This is a genomic window from Streptomyces sp. NPDC053431, from assembly GCF_044544925.1.
In the GTDB taxonomy this organism is placed as follows: Bacteria; Actinomycetota; Actinomycetes; order Streptomycetales; family Streptomycetaceae; genus Streptomyces.
This window is the reverse complement of the sequence record NZ_JBITXX010000008.1, coordinates 263,469-278,309: the sequence shown is the minus strand read 5'-3', so window position 1 is coordinate 278,309 and position 14,841 is coordinate 263,469. Positions and strand designations below refer to the sequence as shown.

The 14,841-nt window shown below is 74.3% G+C and carries 14 protein-coding genes; 8 read left to right on the top strand and 6 right to left on the bottom strand.

Features of this window, described 5'->3' with window-relative positions:
• The first annotated feature begins 45 nt into the window (after positions 1-45).
• The 5 genes from ACIGXE_RS21155 to ACIGXE_RS21135 all read left to right on the top strand — a co-directional run bounded on the left by ACIGXE_RS21155 (position 46) and on the right by ACIGXE_RS21135 (position 7,639).
• On the top strand, positions 46-1,869 hold the full coding sequence (locus tag ACIGXE_RS21155) for an AMP-dependent synthetase/ligase (protein WP_399749528.1): 1,824 nt from the start codon (positions 46-48) through the stop codon (positions 1,867-1,869).
• 111 nt (positions 1,870-1,980) lie between these two features.
• A complete protein-coding gene (locus tag ACIGXE_RS21150) occupies positions 1,981-3,246 on the top strand; it encodes an ABC transporter substrate-binding protein (protein ID WP_399749526.1) in 1,266 nt (421 codons plus the stop codon).
• 12 nt (positions 3,247-3,258) lie between these two features.
• The gene (locus ACIGXE_RS21145; RefSeq protein WP_399749524.1) at positions 3,259-5,991 is read left to right on the top strand and encodes an ATP-binding cassette domain-containing protein; all 2,733 of its coding nucleotides are present in this window, start codon (positions 3,259-3,261) and stop codon (positions 5,989-5,991) included.
• On the top strand, positions 5,988-6,752 hold the full coding sequence (locus ACIGXE_RS21140; protein WP_399749522.1) for an ABC transporter ATP-binding protein: 765 nt from the start codon (positions 5,988-5,990) through the stop codon (positions 6,750-6,752). The genes ACIGXE_RS21145 and ACIGXE_RS21140 overlap by 4 nt, the downstream gene beginning before the upstream one ends.
• A 92-nt stretch (positions 6,753-6,844) precedes the next feature.
• The gene (locus tag ACIGXE_RS21135) at positions 6,845-7,639 is read left to right on the top strand and encodes an aldo/keto reductase (RefSeq protein WP_399749676.1); all 795 of its coding nucleotides are present in this window, start codon (positions 6,845-6,847) and stop codon (positions 7,637-7,639) included.
• 105 nt (positions 7,640-7,744) lie between these two features.
• On the opposite strand, the gene ACIGXE_RS21130 is transcribed toward ACIGXE_RS21135, so the two are convergent.
• Together ACIGXE_RS21130 and ACIGXE_RS21125 are read right to left on the bottom strand one after the other, a co-directional pair.
• Positions 7,745-8,665 (bottom strand): class I SAM-dependent methyltransferase, encoded by a 921-nt coding sequence (locus tag ACIGXE_RS21130; RefSeq protein ID WP_399749520.1) that lies wholly within the window; start codon positions 8,663-8,665, stop codon positions 7,745-7,747.
• 104 nt (positions 8,666-8,769) lie between these two features.
• Positions 8,770-9,702 carry a cupin domain-containing protein gene (locus ACIGXE_RS21125; RefSeq protein WP_399749518.1) on the bottom strand — a complete coding sequence of 311 codons (933 nt, stop codon included), beginning with the start codon at positions 9,700-9,702 and terminating at the stop codon, positions 8,770-8,772.
• 81 nt (positions 9,703-9,783) lie between these two features.
• Here ACIGXE_RS21125 and ACIGXE_RS21120 point away from each other — a divergent pair, with 81 nt between their 5' ends.
• Positions 9,784-10,779 carry an NmrA family NAD(P)-binding protein gene (locus tag ACIGXE_RS21120; RefSeq protein ID WP_399749516.1) on the top strand — a complete coding sequence of 332 codons (996 nt, stop codon included), beginning with the start codon at positions 9,784-9,786 and terminating at the stop codon, positions 10,777-10,779.
• On the opposite strand, the gene ACIGXE_RS21115 is transcribed toward ACIGXE_RS21120, so the two are convergent.
• Entirely contained in the window at positions 10,770-11,720 is a 951-nt protein-coding gene (locus ACIGXE_RS21115) for a helix-turn-helix transcriptional regulator (RefSeq protein ID WP_399749514.1), read from the bottom strand. The two genes, ACIGXE_RS21120 and ACIGXE_RS21115, sit on opposite strands and share 10 nt — an antisense overlap.
• Before the next feature lie 39 nt (positions 11,721-11,759).
• Between ACIGXE_RS21115 and ACIGXE_RS21110 the strand changes: the two genes are divergently transcribed.
• A complete protein-coding gene (locus tag ACIGXE_RS21110) occupies positions 11,760-12,248 on the top strand; it encodes a hypothetical protein (RefSeq protein ID WP_399749512.1) in 489 nt (162 codons plus the stop codon).
• A gap of 35 nt (positions 12,249-12,283) precedes the next feature.
• On the opposite strand, the gene ACIGXE_RS21105 is transcribed toward ACIGXE_RS21110, so the two are convergent.
• Entirely contained in the window at positions 12,284-13,027 is a 744-nt protein-coding gene (locus ACIGXE_RS21105; RefSeq protein WP_399749674.1) for a class I SAM-dependent methyltransferase, read from the bottom strand.
• A gap of 42 nt (positions 13,028-13,069) precedes the next feature.
• The gene (locus ACIGXE_RS21100) at positions 13,070-13,372 is read right to left on the bottom strand and encodes a 4a-hydroxytetrahydrobiopterin dehydratase (protein WP_399749510.1); all 303 of its coding nucleotides are present in this window, start codon (positions 13,370-13,372) and stop codon (positions 13,070-13,072) included.
• 105 nt (positions 13,373-13,477) lie between these two features.
• Between ACIGXE_RS21100 and ACIGXE_RS21095 the strand changes: the two genes are divergently transcribed.
• Positions 13,478-14,287 (top strand): helix-turn-helix domain-containing protein, encoded by an 810-nt coding sequence (locus ACIGXE_RS21095; protein ID WP_399749508.1) that lies wholly within the window; start codon positions 13,478-13,480, stop codon positions 14,285-14,287.
• Here the strand turns inward: ACIGXE_RS21095 and ACIGXE_RS21090 are convergent.
• A complete protein-coding gene (locus ACIGXE_RS21090) occupies positions 14,277-14,693 on the bottom strand; it encodes a hypothetical protein (protein WP_399749506.1) in 417 nt (138 codons plus the stop codon). The genes ACIGXE_RS21095 and ACIGXE_RS21090 overlap by 11 nt on opposite strands.
• Positions 14,694-14,841 lie beyond the last annotated feature (148 nt).

The window sequence follows — 14,841 nt, the reverse complement described above, 5'->3', positions numbered from 1 at the left end:
CGCGCCGTACGGAATGCGACATCGAGCGGGCGAGGGAGCAGGTCAGTGCGCGAGTTCACCGTGCCGCCCGTCGAGGCGGCGCCTCAGGTCGGCGGTCTGGCGGACGCCGTGTTCGACCATGCCGAGCGGGATCCGGAGCGGGTGGCGCTGGGCCGCAAGGACGCCGAGGGGCAGTGGCGGGACGTGACCGCCGCCGAGTTCCGGGACGAGGTCCTGGCGCTCGCGAAGGGCCTGATCGCGGAGGGCGTGCGGTTCGGCGACCGGGTCGCGATCATGGCGCGAACCCGCTACGAGTGGACGCTCTTCGACTTCGCGCTGTGGGCGCTCGGCGCCCAGTCGGTGCCGGTCTATCCCACGTCCTCGGCCGAGCAGGTGCTGTGGATGCTGCACGACGCCGAGGTGACGGCCTGCGTGGTGGAGCACGAGGACCACGCGATGACGATCGGCTCGGTGATCGACCGGCTGCCGCGGCTGCAGCGGCTGTGGCAGCTGGACGCGGGTGCGGTCGGCGAGCTGATGGCGGCGGGCGTGGACATCGACGAGGACGTGGTGCAGCGGCACCGCAAGGCGGTGACGCCCGAGTCGGTGGCGACGGTGATCTACACCTCGGGCACCACGGGCCGCCCCAAGGGCTGTGTGATCACCCACGCGAACTTCATGTTCGAGACGGACATGCTGATCGGGCGGTGGGAGCCGGTCTTCCATTCCCGGCCCGGCGACGAGGCGTCGACGCTGCTGTTCCTGCCGCTCGCGCACGTCTTCGGGCGGATGGTGGAGGTGGCCGCCGTCCGGGGCGCGGTGAAGCTGGGGCACCAGCCGGTGCTCGCCGCCTCGGAGCTGCTGCCGGACCTGCAGGCCTTCCGGCCGAGCTTCGTGCTGGCCGTGCCGTACATCTTCGAGAAGGTCTTCAACGCCGCCCGGCGCCGGGCCGAGTCGGAGGGGAGGCGGGGGCCGTTCGACAAGGCCGTGGACGTGGCGGTCCGCTACGCGGAGGCCCTGGAGCACAAGGCCTTCGGGATCGGGCCGGGACCTTCCGCGGGGCTGCGGATGCAGCACCAGTTCTTCGAGAAGACGGTGTACGGGAAGGTGCGCGAGGCGCTCGGCGGACGGGTGCGGCACGCGATGTCGGGCGGTTCCGGCATGGACCGGCGGCTCGGGCTCTTCTTCGAGGGCGCGGGTGTGACGATCTTCGAGGGGTACGGCCTGACGGAGTCCTCTGCGGCGGCGACGGCGAATCCTCCGGAGCGCACCAAGTACGGCACGGTGGGCCAGCCCGTGCCGGGCACGACGGTGCACATCGCGGAGGACGGGGAGGTGTGGCTGCACGGCGGCCATGTCTTCTCCGGGTACCTCAACAATCCGCGGGCGACGGGCGCCGTCCTCAACGACGGCTGGCTGGCGACCGGGGACCTCGGGGTGCTCGACGAGGACGGCTATCTGACGATCACCGGGCGGAAGAAGGAGATCCTGGTGACGTCCGGCGGCAAGAGCGTGTCGCCGGCCGGCCTGGAGGAGCAGGTGCGGGCGCATCCGCTGGTGGCGCAGTGCATCGTGGTCGGCAACGACCGCCCTTACATCGCGGCGCTGGTGACGCTCGACCAGGAATCCGTGGACCACTGGCTCTCGATGCAGAACCGGCCGCCGCTGCCGCCGGCCGAACTGGTGCGCGATCCGGACCTGGAGGCGGAGATCCGGCGGGCCGTGGTGGCGGCCAACGTGCGGGTCTCGCAGGCGGAGTCGATCCGCACCTTCCGGATCCTGGCGCATCCGTTCAGCGAGGAGCACGGGCTCCTCACCCCGTCCCTGAAGCTGAAGCGGAAGGCGATCGAGCAGGCGTACGCGGCCGAGGTCGAGGCGCTGTACCGCTGATCCAGGGGGCCCGCCAGCCATCTGACGCGTCATCAATTGACGTTGTATCAGTTATTGACGGTTCATCAGCTCGCTCACAGAATGCGGTCACCCGACGGAGGGATGACCGCCGTGCCCAGAACGCTCCGCACCCTCGCCGCCGCGGCGGCGGCCCTGCTCCTCGCCACCGCCTGCAACTCCGCCTCCACCGGCGGAACTTCGCCCAAGCCGAACGGCTCCGGCAAAACCGTACGCGGAGTGACCGCCGACACGGTCAAGGTCGGCGGCATCGTCTCCATGACGAGCGCCAGCGGCTACTCCAAGAAGGACACCGACCTCGGCGCCAGGGCCCGCTACGACCGGGCCAACGCCGAAGGCGGAATCAACGGGCGCCGCATCGAGTACCTCGGCGCCGAGGACGACGGCCAGGACCCGGCGCGCAATCTCGCCGCGGCCCGCAAGCTCGTCCAGCAGGACCAGGTCTTCGCCGTCGCGCCCATGAGCTCGGTGACCTTCGCGGGCGCCGACTTCCTCGACTCCCAGGCCGTGCCCACCGTCGGCTGGGGCACCCTCCCGTCCTTCTGCGGGCCGAAGCACCTCTACGGCTTCAACGGCTGCCTCGTCCCCACCCCCGGCGGCACCCTCAACCAGACCTGGCCCGAAGGCCTCGCCACGGTCCTCGGCGGCGCCCGGGGCCGGTCGGTGGCGCTGATCGCCGGCGACAACGACGCCGGCAAGTTCGGCATCCGCACCTTCACCCAGGGCTTCAAGGCCGCCGGATTCGACGTCGCCTACGCCAAGGCCGCCGTACCCGCCGGCTCGCTGCCGAACGACTGGTCCGCCTACACCAAGGAGATCCTCCGCTCCGGCCCCGGCGGCAAGGCCCCCGACGCCGTCGTGTCCGTCATGCAGACCCCGTACAACATCGGCCTGTTCACCGCCCTCAAGCGGGCCGGCTACCGGGGCGTGCTCTCCGACCCCACCGACTACGACCCCGGGCTGCTCGCCAAGGACGCCACCCGGCAGGCCCTCGACGGCGTGGTCGTCCTGCTGCAGTTCCAGCCGTTCGAGGCGGACAGCCCGGCGATGCGGCAGTTCAAGGCGGACATCAGGAAGACGGCGGGCAGGGACGTCCCCCTGAACATGCACATGATGACCGGCTACATGAGCGCCGACCTCTTCCTCTCCCTCGCCGCCAAGGCCGGCAAGGACCTCACCGTCGAGTCCTTCCAGAAGGCGGCCGACGGATTCTCCGACACCGGCACCCTCGTCGGCGACCGGTCGGAGCCCAGGGGCCGGAAGGAGAGCTTCGGCTGCGGCGCCCTCGTCCGGCTCACCGGCGGGCGCTACGAGGTGGCCGTGCCGTTCCGCTGCTACCCGCCGATCCCCTTCCGGTAGGGGCGCGGATCCGTGGGCGACCTGCTGGCCTTCGGCCTGAGCGGTCTGGTCTCGGGCGCGCTGTACGCGCTGCTCGCCACCGGCCTCGTCCTGTCCTCCGCCGCCTCCGGGGTGTTCAACTTCGCGCACGGCGCCACCGCGTACCTGTGCGCGCTCGCCTTCCACGAGCTCCACTCCGGCTTCGGCTGGCCCGCCGTCCCCACCGCGCTGCTGCTCGTCCTGGTCGTCGCCCCCGGGCTCGGCTGGGGGCTCGACCGGCTGATGTTCCGCAAGCTGGCCCGGGTCGGCGCGACCGCGCAGATCACGGCGACCATCGGGCTGCTCGTCGCGCTGCCGGCCGCGGGCCTGTGGGCCGTGGAGCTCCTGGAACGGGCCGGGGCGCCGGTCGTACCGGCCGAGAACCAGTTCGGACTGCCGGGGGTCGGGCCGAGCCCGGCGGTCTCCTGGCAGCCGTTCGAGGCGCTCGGGATCGACGGCGTCGGCATCGACTCGGACCAGCTGATCACCTGGCTGGTGACGGCGGCCGTCGCCGCCGGCCTGTGGGTGCTGCTCCGGCACACCCGGCTCGGGCTGCGGCTGCGGGCCGCCGTCGACAACCGCTCGCTCGCCGAGCTGCGGGGCGTGGACGCCGACCGGCTGTCCTCCCTCGCGTGGATGCTGTCCTCGGCGCTCGCCGGTGTCGCCGGCGTCCTCGCCACCCCGCTCCTCGGCCTCTCGGCCCACGACTACACGCTGTTCCTCTTCGTCTCCGCGACGGCCGCGGTCCTCGGCCGCTTCACCTCGGTGCCGCAGGCCTTCGCGGGCGGGCTCGGGCTCGGCGTCGTCCAGAACCTCGTCGCCGGCTACGCGGGCTTCGCGGAGAGCGTCACCGGGCTGCGCACGGCGGTCCCCTTCCTCATCCTCTTCGCCGGTCTGGTGCTGCTCGCCCGGCGGGAGCGGGTCGCGGGCACCGCGGCCGCCGATCCCCCGCCGGACGACCGGCCGGCCGGGCTCGGCCCGGTGCGCCGGTGGGGGCCGTGGGCGGTGGCGGCGGCGCTGCTCGCCGTCGCCTTCTACACGGTCACGACCCCGTTCTGGAGCGGCATCCTCGCCCAGGGCCTGGCGATCGGTCTGGTCTTCCTCTCCTTCTCCGTGGTCACGGGGCTCGGCGCGATGGTCTCCCTCGCCCAAGCGACCTTCGTGACCGGCGCGGCACTGGTGGCCGGGCTGCTGATGAGCCACGGCTGGCCGTTCTTCGCGGCGACGCTCGCCGGTTCGGCCGTGGCGGCGCTGCTCGGCGCCGTGGTCGCGCTGCCCGCGCTGCGGCTCGGCGGGCGGTCGCTCGCGCTGGCGACCCTCGCGCTCGCCTTCCTCGCCGACCAGGTGCTCTTCCAGTTCGGCGACCTGCGCAACGGCGACACCGGCTGGGAGATCCCCCGCCCCGTCGTCGGCCCGCTCGACCTCTCCGACGACCGCGCCATGGGCGTGGCGCTGGTCGTCCTGTGCGCGGCGGGCGTGGCGGCGCTGAGCCGTCTGCGGGGCTCGCGGCGGGGCCGCGCGATGCTCGCGGTCCGCTCGGCCCCGGCCGCCGCGGCGGCGTCGGGCGTCTCGGTGGTCCGTACGAAACTCCTGGTCTTCACGCTGTCGGCGGGCGTGGCGGGCTTCGGCGGCGTCCTCTACGCCTCGTACAACACGCGGGTCACGGCGACGGACTTCCCTGCCATGGCGGGCCTGGTGTGGCTGGCGGTGGTCGTCGCCGCGGGTGTGCGCCGGCCCCAGTACGCGGTCGTCGCCGGCCTCGTCTTCGCGGTCGCCCCGCACCTCCTCGCCACGTACGTGACCGACTCGGCCCACCTCCCGGTCGTCCTCTTCGGTCTCGCGGGCCTGGCGCTGGCGAACGACCCCGACGGCTACGTGGCGGCGATCCCGGCCCGGTGGGCGGGCCGCCGGGCCGGCCGCCCGGCGCCGTCCGCTCCCCCGCCTCGCCCCTTCCCACGGCCGGAGGCGAGGCCCCCGACCCCCGAGGTGGCCGGCGGCCCCGGGAACGCGGACACCTCGGCGGGCCCCGTCGCCCTGGAGTTCACCGGCGTCCGGGTCGGGTACGGGGCCGGTGCGGACGTGCTGCACGGCGTCGACCTCGTGGTGCGGCGCGGCGAGATCCTGGCCGTGCTGGGGGCCAACGGGGCCGGGAAGTCCACCCTGTGCCGGGTGGCCGGCGGGTTGCTGCGGGTGCGGGACGGGGACGTCCGGGTCGGCGGGGCGGGGGCGCGGGGGGACTCCGTCGTGGGGCGGGCACGGCGGGGGGTGCGGCTGGCCCCCGAGGGGCGGGGGATCTTCGCCGGGCTGTCCGTCGAGGAGAACCTCGCCCTGCACCTGGGCGAAGGGGAGGAGCGGGAGCAGGTGTACGCGCGCTTTCCCGCACTCGCGGCGCGGCGGGGCGTCTCCGCGGGGGCGCTGTCGGGAGGCGAACAGCAACTGCTGGCGCTCGCGCCGCTGCTGCAGCGGCCGCCCGGCGTGCTGATCGCCGACGAGCCGTCGCTCGGGCTCGCACCCCGGGTGGTCGACGAGGTGTTCGCGGTACTGAGCGAGCTCCGCGAGCGGGGGACGGCGCTGCTGCTGGTGGAGGAGAAGGCGGCCGAGGCGCTGGGGATCGCGGACACCGTCGCGTATCTGGCCGAGGGGCGGATCGTGTGGTCCGGGGCGCGCGCCGAGGCGGACGTCGAGCGGCTCGCCGACGCCTATCTCGGGATGGGGGTGCGGTCATGACGGCGCTGCTGGAGGCGACCGGGGTCGGGGTGCGCTTCGGCGGGGTCCGCGCGCTGGACGACGTGGCCGTCACGGTCCGCGGTGGGGAGGTCTGCGGGCTCATCGGGCCCAACGGGGCCGGGAAGACGACGCTCTTCGACGTGTTGTCCGGGATACGGCGGCCTGACCGCGGGCGGGTGCTGCTCGACGGGGTCGACATCACGCGCCGTTCGCCGGTCTGGCGGGCCCGGCACGGGGTGCGGCGGACCTTCCAACGGCAGCAGCTGTTCGGACAGTTGACCGTCGAGGACAATCTCGTCGTCGCTCAGGAGTGGCGCCGCGGCCCCGTCGCCGCGCGCCGCGCGCGGGCCGCCGAGCTGCTGCGCGTGTGCGGGCTGGAACGGCTCGCGGGGACGTACGCGGGCGTGCTGCCGGTCGGGCAGGCCCGGATGGCGGAGCTGGCCCGGGCGCTCGCCGATCCGCCGCGGCTGCTGCTGCTCGACGAGCCCGCGTCCGGCATGTCGGCGGAGGAGCGCGGCCGGCTGGCCGCCGTGGTGCGGCGGGTGGCCGAGGAGGAGGGCTGCGCGGTGCTCCTCGTCGAGCACCACGTCTCCTTCGTGATGGAGCTGTGCGCCCGCGTGGTCGTGCTGGACCTGGGGCGGGTGCTCGCCGAGGGCCCGGCGGAGGCCGTCCGGGCGGATCCGCGGGTGCGGGCCGCGTATCTGGGCTCGGCCGGTAGCGTCTCCGGCCCGGCGGAATGCGATCCGGCCGTTGATCGTTGACGCTGGACGGAGTGAACCGACGACGTTAGGAACGACCCCTCGTGAGCACGGACAACAAGGTCCCCTTCCTCACCCTCAACAACGGCGTGCGGATGCCGCAGCTCGGCTTCGGTGTCTGGCAGGTCCCGGACGACGAGGCCGAGAGTGCCGTCGCCACGGCCCTGGAGGCGGGCTACCGCTCCATCGACACCGCCGCGATCTACGAGAACGAGACTGGCACCGGCAAGGCGCTCGCCGCCTCGGGGCTCCCCCGCGAGGAGCTCTTCGTCACGACGAAGCTGTGGAACAGCGAGCAGGGCTACGACTCCACCCTGCGGGCCTTCGACGCCTCGCTGGCGAAGCTGGGCCTCGACCACGTCGACCTGTACCTGATCCACTGGCCGGTCCCGGCGAAGGACGCGTACGTCGACACCTACCGGGCCTTCGAGAAGATCCTTGCCGACGGCCGGGCCCGGGCGATCGGCGTGTCCAACTTCCTGCCCGAGCACCTGGAGCGGCTGATCGGCGAGACCTCGGTCGTGCCCGCGGTCAACCAGATCGAGCTGCACCCGCAGCTCCAGCAGACGGAGTCCCGCGCGGCGCACGCGAAGCACGGCATCGCGACCGAGGCCTGGTCGCCGCTCGGCCAGGGCCGGGGCCTGCTGGAGGTCCCGGCGCTGGTGGCGATCGCGCAGAAGCACGACCGCAGCCCGGCCCAGGTGGCGCTGCGCTGGCACCTCCAGGTGGGGAACGTGGTGATCCCGAAGTCGGTGACCCCGTCCCGGATCCGGGAGAACATCGACGTCTTCGACTTCGAGCTGGACGCCGAGGACCTCGCGGCGATCACCGCGCTCGACGAGGGCCGCCGACTGGGCCCGAACCCGGGCGAGTTCAACGTCGGCGCCTGACCCGCGGAGGGCGGTGCGGACGTGTGCCCCTGGGCGGGCACCGGCTCCCCGTCACCGTGACGGCGGTGGGAGCCGGTGTCCTGAGCCGGGGGCGGCGCCCGGGTGTCAGGCGGGCCGGCGGGCGGTGTGCACCGTGCGGGCGGCCAGCAGGAACACGTCCGGCCGGCGGTGCAGGGACAGCGGGTCGGCCGGGTCCAGCAGCCGGTCGAGGGCGGCGCGGTCGTCGTCCGCGAGGCAGTCGGCCAGGCCGGCCCGCTGCCGCTCGTAGTGGGCGACGACCTGCTCGCGCACCGCGTCGGGCAGCGGCGCGGGGAGGTCGGAGAGGAAGCTCCGGGTGCCGCTGGGCGTGAGTCCGGCGTCGGCGAGCAGGCCGGCCCAGTCGTCGATCTCCTCCTTGGAGTCGGGGAGCGCGGCCCGCATCTCGCCGAACCAGTCGGCGCTCGCCGCGTCGAGCCGGGCCTCCAGGCCGGGCCGGCCGACGCCCGCGTTCCACGGCAGGTGCCGGGCGGGGAGGCCGCCCTCGGCCAGGGCGATGACACCGCCGGGGTTCAGCACCTCGGCGAAGGACGCCAGGGCGGCGCGCTGGTCGCCGATGTGGTGCAGCGAATGGCTGGCCCAGATCAGGTCCGCGGTGCCCAACGCGGCGAAGTCAGCCGGGAGTTCGGCCTTCAGGGTGCTCACCCGGCTGCCGAGCCCGCGGGCGTCGGCCCGCTCCTGGGCGAGGGCGAGCAGCTCCGGGCTCGCGTCCACGGCGACGACCTCGGCCCCGGGGAAGGCCTCCGCGAGCAGGGCGGTGACGACGCCCGGTCCGCTGCCGATGTCCAGGACCCGGCGCACCGAGGCCGCGGGGGCGAGGAGGGCGAGCCAGGCGGCGACCTCGGCGTAGAGGGGGCTCTGGGTCTCCGCCTGCCGCGTGAGCAGGGGGGCCAGCTCGACCCAGTCGAGGTGGGCGCGGTCGTGGTGGGCTTGGTGACCATGCTGGTGGTCGTGGCCGTGCTGAGGGCCGTGGCGCTCGATAGTGCTCATGAGGACAGCGTGCGCCCGTACCCGCGGGATCCGCGAACGAACTTGCCGAACCGGCAAGTCTCGCACACACGCCCGACCGGTCTCGCGCAGGCGTGCGAAGAATGTCAGGTCCCCCGGTGCTGCTGCGGACTGATCCCGCGGACCCGCTTGAAGGCGGCGCTGAGCGCGAAGGCACTGCTGTACCCGACCTGGCGGGCGACGGACTCGACGGTGGCGTCGGTCTGCCGCAGCAGGTCGGCGGCGCGCGCGATCCGCCAGCCGGTGAGGTACGCCATCGGGGGCTCCCCCACGAGGTCGGTGAAGCGCCGGGCCAGCGCGGCCCGCGAGACGCCCGCCTTGTCCGCCAGGGAGGCGACCGTCCAGGGGTGGGCCGGGTCGTTCTCCATGAGCCGCAGCGCCCGCCCGACGACCGGGTCGCCCATGGCCCGGTACCAGGCCGGGGCGGCGGCCCCGGGCCGGGAGAACCAGGCCCGGACGGCGGCGATCAGGAGCAGGTCGAGCAGCCGGTCGAGCACCACGCTCTGGCCGGGCTCGTCGCGGGATATCTCCTCGTCCAGGAACGGCATCAGCGGGCAGTCCCACACCTCGGCCGGCAGGTGGAGCAGGCCCGGCAGGGCGTCCAGCAGCCGCCGGCTCACCTCGCCGGCCAGCAGGTAGGTGCCCACGAGGACGGTCGTGCCGCCGTCGGGGGCGTTGCCCCAGGTCCGTACGCCCAGGCTCATCGACTCCGCCAGCGGTTCGCCGCCGAGCGTCGAGCAGTGGCCGCCCGGGCCGATGACGGCCGTGGGCGGGGCGTCGGCGGCGTGGGCGACGGTGTACGGCTCGGGGCCGCGGGCGATCGCGATGTCACCGGGCCGCAGCAGGACCGGCGCCCCGTCGCCGTCGGGCACGATCCAGGCCTCGCCGCCGGTGACGCACATCAGGCAGAGCGGGGCCTCGTCCGCGATCCGTACGGACCAGGGCGGGGCCATGACCATGCGCAGGATGAAGGCGCCCTTGGCGCGGGGCCCGTCGAGGAGGCCGGCGAGTGCGTCCATGGCGGCCAGCGTAGACGGAGGCGTATGCGGGTGAGCCGGTGGAGCATGGGAACTCCGGCCCGGGACGACGAGTCTTGAGCCATGACGACGCACACGAACGACACACGGACGGACAACACGCGGACGAGCGGCGCGCGGACGGTTCTGGTCACGAGCGCCACCGGCAAGACCGGGCGCCGGGTGGCCCGCGTCCTGGAGGAGCGCGGCGCACGGGTCCTGGCCGGCTCCCGCGGCGGCCCGACCCGCTTCGACTGGGAGGACCCGGCCACCTGGGGCCCCGCCCTGGACGGCGCGGACGCCGCGTACGTCTCCTACCACCCCGACCTGGCCGCGCCGGGCGCCGAGGAGGCGATGCGGACCTTCGGCGAGCTCGCGGCGGCGCGCGGGGTGCGGCGGCTCACCCTGCTCTCCGGGCGGGGCGAGCCGGCGGCGGTCCGGGCGGAGGAGGCGCTGCGCGCCTGCGGGGCCGAACTCACCGTGGTGCGGGCCTCGTTCTTCGCGCAGAACTTCGACGAGGGGCTGCTCGCGGAGGGCGTCGCGGCCGGGGCGATCGCCTTCCCGGCCGGGGACACGGCGGAGCCGTTCGTCGACGTGGACGACCTGGCGGAGGTCGTCGTGGCGACGCTGGTCGAGGACGGGCACGCGGGCCTCGTGCACGAGGTGACCGGGCCCCGGGCGCTGACCTTCGCCGAGGTGGCGGCCGAGCTGTCGCGGGCCTCGGGGCGGGAGATCGCGTACGTGCCGATGGAGGAGGGCGAATTCGCCGGGATGCTGGTCGGGTTCGGCATGCCGGAGCCCGAGGCGGCGGGCCTCGCGGCCTTGTTCGCGATGCTTCTCGACGGGCACAACACCCCGGTGACGGACGGCGTGAAGCGGGTCCTCGGCCGCGCGCCACGCGACTTCACGGCCTACGCGGACCGGGCGTTCGGCCCGGCCCCGACGGCGGGCCCGGCCCCGACGGCGAGCCCGGCCCAGGCTCAGAACCCGGTGCCGGCTCAGGGCCCGGCCCCGGCTCAGGACCCGGCCCCGGCCCGGGGCCCCTCCGCGGCACCGGCCACGGCCCCCGCTCAGGCGTAGCGCGCGGCCAGGGTCCGGACGGTGGCGGCGATCCGCTCGCGGAGGTCGTCCGGCGCGAGGACCTCCACCTCCGCGCCGAGGCCGAGCAGGCTGTCGTGGGCGTGCTCGGGCCCTTCGACGGGCAGGGCGACCCGGATCCAGCCGTCGGGGTCCTCGGTGCCGTGCTCGGCGACGGCCCGGGCGGCCGCGCCGCCGAGCCGGGCGGCGCCGCGCGGGGAGATCCGTACCAGGGCCTCGCCCTGGTACAGCCGGGCGTGGAAGTCGTCCTGGGCCGCCCGCCAGTGGGCCGCCAGGTCGAAGCCGTCCGGGACGACGGCCTCCTCGTCGGTCACCGTGAGGTCGAGGATCTGGTCGACCCGGTAGGTGCGCGGTCCGGGCCCGGCGACCAGGTACCAGCGGCCCGCCTTGAGCACCAGGCCGTACGGCTCCAGGCGCCTGTCGACGTCGGTGGGCTCCTTCCAGCGCCGGTAGCGGACGGCCAGGACGTGTCCGCCGCGGACGGCGTCGGCGACCGCCGGAAGGAACGGGGCCTCGGTGCACTCCGCGTACCAGCCGGGCGTGTCGATGTGGAAGCGGGCCTGGAGCCGGTCCACGTGGTCCCGCAGCGGCGCCGGCAGCGCGGCCCGCAGCTTCAGCTGGGCGTCGGCGAAGTGCGCGCCGAGCCCGAGTTCGGCGGCGGCGACCGGCAGTCCGGCGAGCACCAGGGCCTCGGCCTCCTGTACGCACAGATCGGTGAGGCGGGAGCGGTGGCCGGCGAGCAGCTGGTAGCCGCCGCGATGCCCGGCCTCCCCGTAGAGCGGCACACCGGCGGCGTGCAGCGACTCGACGTACCGATAGACGGTGCGGACGGAGACCTCCAGCTCCTCGGCGAGCTGGGCGGCGGTCATCCGGCCGCGGGTCTGCAGCAGCAGGAGGATCGACAGGAGTCGGCTGGACTTCACTGACACAAGGTGTCAGTGAAGTCCTCCTAGAGTCCAGCCATGGCTTTCGCAGAGAAGCACCTCTTCGTCCTGGAGCCGGTCGTGATCGCCGGCCGGCACGTCAAGCGCTACCACGTCACCGCCGACCCGGCGGGCATCGAACCCGAGGTGGAGAAGGCGGCGTACGCCGTCCTCCCCGAGCTCCTTCCGGAGCCGGACGGCACCCCGCCGGCGAGCTTCGCCGTGCTGCACCGCGGCGGTGACAGCGGTGCGTACCTCAACGTCTACAGCTGGGCCTGGGACAACGTGATCCACTTCGGCTGCGCGGCGGCGGGCCAGCCGGCCCTCGACTGTCCGGACCTGGACCCCACCCACTTCGTACGGATCGAGCCGGGCGCGCGCAACTGGATCGGCTGCGTCTGGGAGTTGGCGCCGTTCGGCCACGAACGGGGCGCCTGGGTACGGCACATGCTCGCCGCGGACGCCCCCGACCTCGACGCCTACCTCGCGGACACGCTCAGCTCCGGCACCACGGGCGTGGACGCCTGAGCGGCGCCGGTGGGCGGTCGCCCGGGTGACGCCGTTCAACCGCGGGCGGCGCCCTTGACGTAGCAGGCGAGCCGGTACGCGGGATCGGCGCGGGGGCGGTCCTGGTCCGGGAGGGCGGCGAGGGCCCGGGCGAGGGTCTCCACGGTCACGGGGGTGCCGTGGAACCAGGACGCGTAGTGGCCGCGGCGCAGCTTCTCGGCCGTGCCGCGCGGTGTGCTGCCCTGGCCGTGGCCGGTGAAGCCGGTGCCGGGCGCCGGGGTGAGGCCGTGGGCGGCGGCGTACGCGGTGACGAGGCCGACCCGGTCGGAGCCCGCGTCGGGGGCCCGGTGCGGGCGGAGCACGGCGTCGATGTCGCTGCCGACATCGTGGGCGGCGTCCTTGTCGACGGTGGTGACGAAGACGCCGCCGGGGCGCAGCACCCGGGCCGCCTCGGCCACCACGTCCGCGGCGAACGGGACGAGGTGCAGCAGCCAGACCGCGCTGACCGCGTCGACGGCGCCGTCCGGCAGCGGCAGCCGGCGGGCGTCCGCGCGCACGACCCGGCCGGGGAGCCGGCCGGCGGCCGTGCGCAGCATCGCCTGGGCGGCGTCGGCGCCGTACACGGCGAGCCCGGGCCGGGTGAGGCGTTCGGTGACGAGGCCGGTGCCGCAGGCGAGGTCGAGCAGGGTGCGGGCGCCCGGCGGCACGAGCCGCAGCACGGCCTCGGCCGCCGCCCGCGCCCGCGGCACCCCGCCGCGGGTCTCGTCGTAGCGTGCGGCCTCGGCCTCGTAGTCGAGGATCGTCCCCGTGTGCTCCCCCATGCGGGGATCGTACGCGGGGGGTCAGCGCGCCCCGTGGCCGGGCGCCACCGCCTCCACGCGCTCGGCGAGACCGAAGTCCTTCTCGGTGACGCCGCCGGCGGTGTGGGTGTTCACAGACAGGGCGACGCTGTTGTAACCGAGCGTCAGATCGCTGTGGTGGTCGAGCTCCTGCTGGATCTGGGCGACGTGGACGACGAGCGCGGTCGCGGCAAAGTGGTCGGCGAGCTCGTACGTCCGGGTGATGCGGTCGCCGTCGAGGGTCCAGCCGGGGAGCTCCCGCAGACGGTCCTCGATCTCCTTCTGCGACAGGGGCTGTGTGGGCACGTGGTGCTCCCTCCGGTCGTGCTGGCTGGTGGCGGTGCGCTGGGTGGTGACGGAGCGGTCCCGGGGAGAACGTACCCGGCTCCCCCTCTGAGATACCGTCTGGCCATGACAACTGTCGTGACCGACACGGGTGTGGGGCCGCTGCTGCGCGGCTGGCGGGAGCAGCGGCGGCTGAGTCAGCTGGAGCTGGCGCTGCGGGCGGACTCGTCCGCGCGGCACATCTCCTTCATCGAGACCGGCCGCTCGCGGCCCAGCGAGGAGATGATCCTCAAGCTGGCCGAGCATCTGGAGGTGCCGGTACGGGAGCGCAACGCCCTGCTGCTGGCGGCCGGTTACGCCCCGCAGTTCACCGAGTCGGCGCTCGACGAGCCGATGCTGGAGACGCTCCGCGAGGGCATCGAGCGGCTGCTCCAGGGTTACGAGCCGTTTCCGGCGCTCGTCGTGGACGGCTCGTACACGGTGGTGGCGGCCAACCAGGGGATCGGGATGCTGCTCGCGGGGCTTCCGGAGCACCTGCTCACCCCGCCGTTGAACGCCATGCGGATCACCCTCCACCCGGAGGGTCTCGCCCCGCGCATCCGCAACCTCCGCGAGTGGCGAGGGCATCTGCTGGCCCAGATGGAGCGTCAGATCGGCCTGGCCCGCTCGGAGGCGCTGCGCGCGCTGTACGAGGAGGTGGCGGCCTATCCGCTGCCGGAGGGGGCCGGGGACGCGGACGACCGGGAGGACCCGGAGCCGTACCCCTACTTCGCGCTGCCGCTGCGGATCGAGCACGACGGGCACGTGCTGTCGTTCGTGTCGTCGATCTCGACGTTCAACACGCCGCTGGACGTGACCGTCGCCGAGCTGGCCATCGAGACCTTCCTCCCGGCCGACCCGGCGACGGTCGCCTACCTCCAGGCGCTCAAGGCGTAGCGGCCCGCAGGGCGGACCACTGGAGTCCGGCGAAGCCGGCCACGGTGCCGGCCTGGAGCAGGGTCCACACCGTGCCCGCCGCGGTGGGCTCCAGCCAGGCGAGGAGCGCGACGACGCTCAGCACCGTCCACAGCAGGTTGGCGTCGACGACGGCCTTCACCCCGAGGGCCGACGGCCGCGGGCGGCTCGCGAGCCAGGCCACGCCGGCCGCGAAGGCGGTGAGGAAGAGACCGATCTCGAGCAGCAGCCCCCGGTCGACGCCGAGGAACTCGCCGAGCGGCCCGGAGGCGCCGACGTAGGCGAGGCCGTTGGCGCCGGTGACGACGGCGTCCAGGGCGAGGAACCGGCGCACCATGGACCGCGGCTGGGTGGTGCGGGCGAGACCGGCGAGCAGGGCCTGGGACATGGCGGATCACTCTCCTGGGAGACGTATCTGACGGGGTGTCGGGGCCGGTGCCCGGGCGGAGTGCGCCGCCCGGGACCCGGTGATCCGAGCATGCCGGGGACGGCGGGGACCGTCGATTACGTCCCAGGTAATGCGGACCGGGAGGACC

Excerpts from the sequence above, each read along its gene's own strand:
- ACIGXE_RS21140 (WP_399749522.1), top strand. The coding sequence starts at position 5,988 with ATGACGGCGCTGCTGGAGGCGACCGGGGTCGGGGTGCGCTTCGGCGGG.
- ACIGXE_RS21135 (WP_399749676.1), top strand. The coding sequence starts at position 6,845 with ATGCCGCAGCTCGGCTTCGGTGTCTGGCAGGTCCCGGACGACGAGGCC.
- ACIGXE_RS21130 (WP_399749520.1), bottom strand. The coding sequence starts at position 8,665 with ATGAGCACTATCGAGCGCCACGGCCCTCAGCACGGCCACGACCACCAG.
- ACIGXE_RS21125 (WP_399749518.1), bottom strand. The coding sequence starts at position 9,702 with ATGGACGCACTCGCCGGCCTCCTCGACGGGCCCCGCGCCAAGGGCGCC.
- ACIGXE_RS21120 (WP_399749516.1), top strand. The coding sequence starts at position 9,784 with ATGACGACGCACACGAACGACACACGGACGGACAACACGCGGACGAGC.
- ACIGXE_RS21110 (WP_399749512.1), top strand. The coding sequence starts at position 11,760 with ATGGCTTTCGCAGAGAAGCACCTCTTCGTCCTGGAGCCGGTCGTGATC.
- ACIGXE_RS21095 (WP_399749508.1), top strand. The coding sequence starts at position 13,478 with ATGACAACTGTCGTGACCGACACGGGTGTGGGGCCGCTGCTGCGCGGC.
- ACIGXE_RS21090 (WP_399749506.1), bottom strand. The coding sequence starts at position 14,693 with ATGTCCCAGGCCCTGCTCGCCGGTCTCGCCCGCACCACCCAGCCGCGG.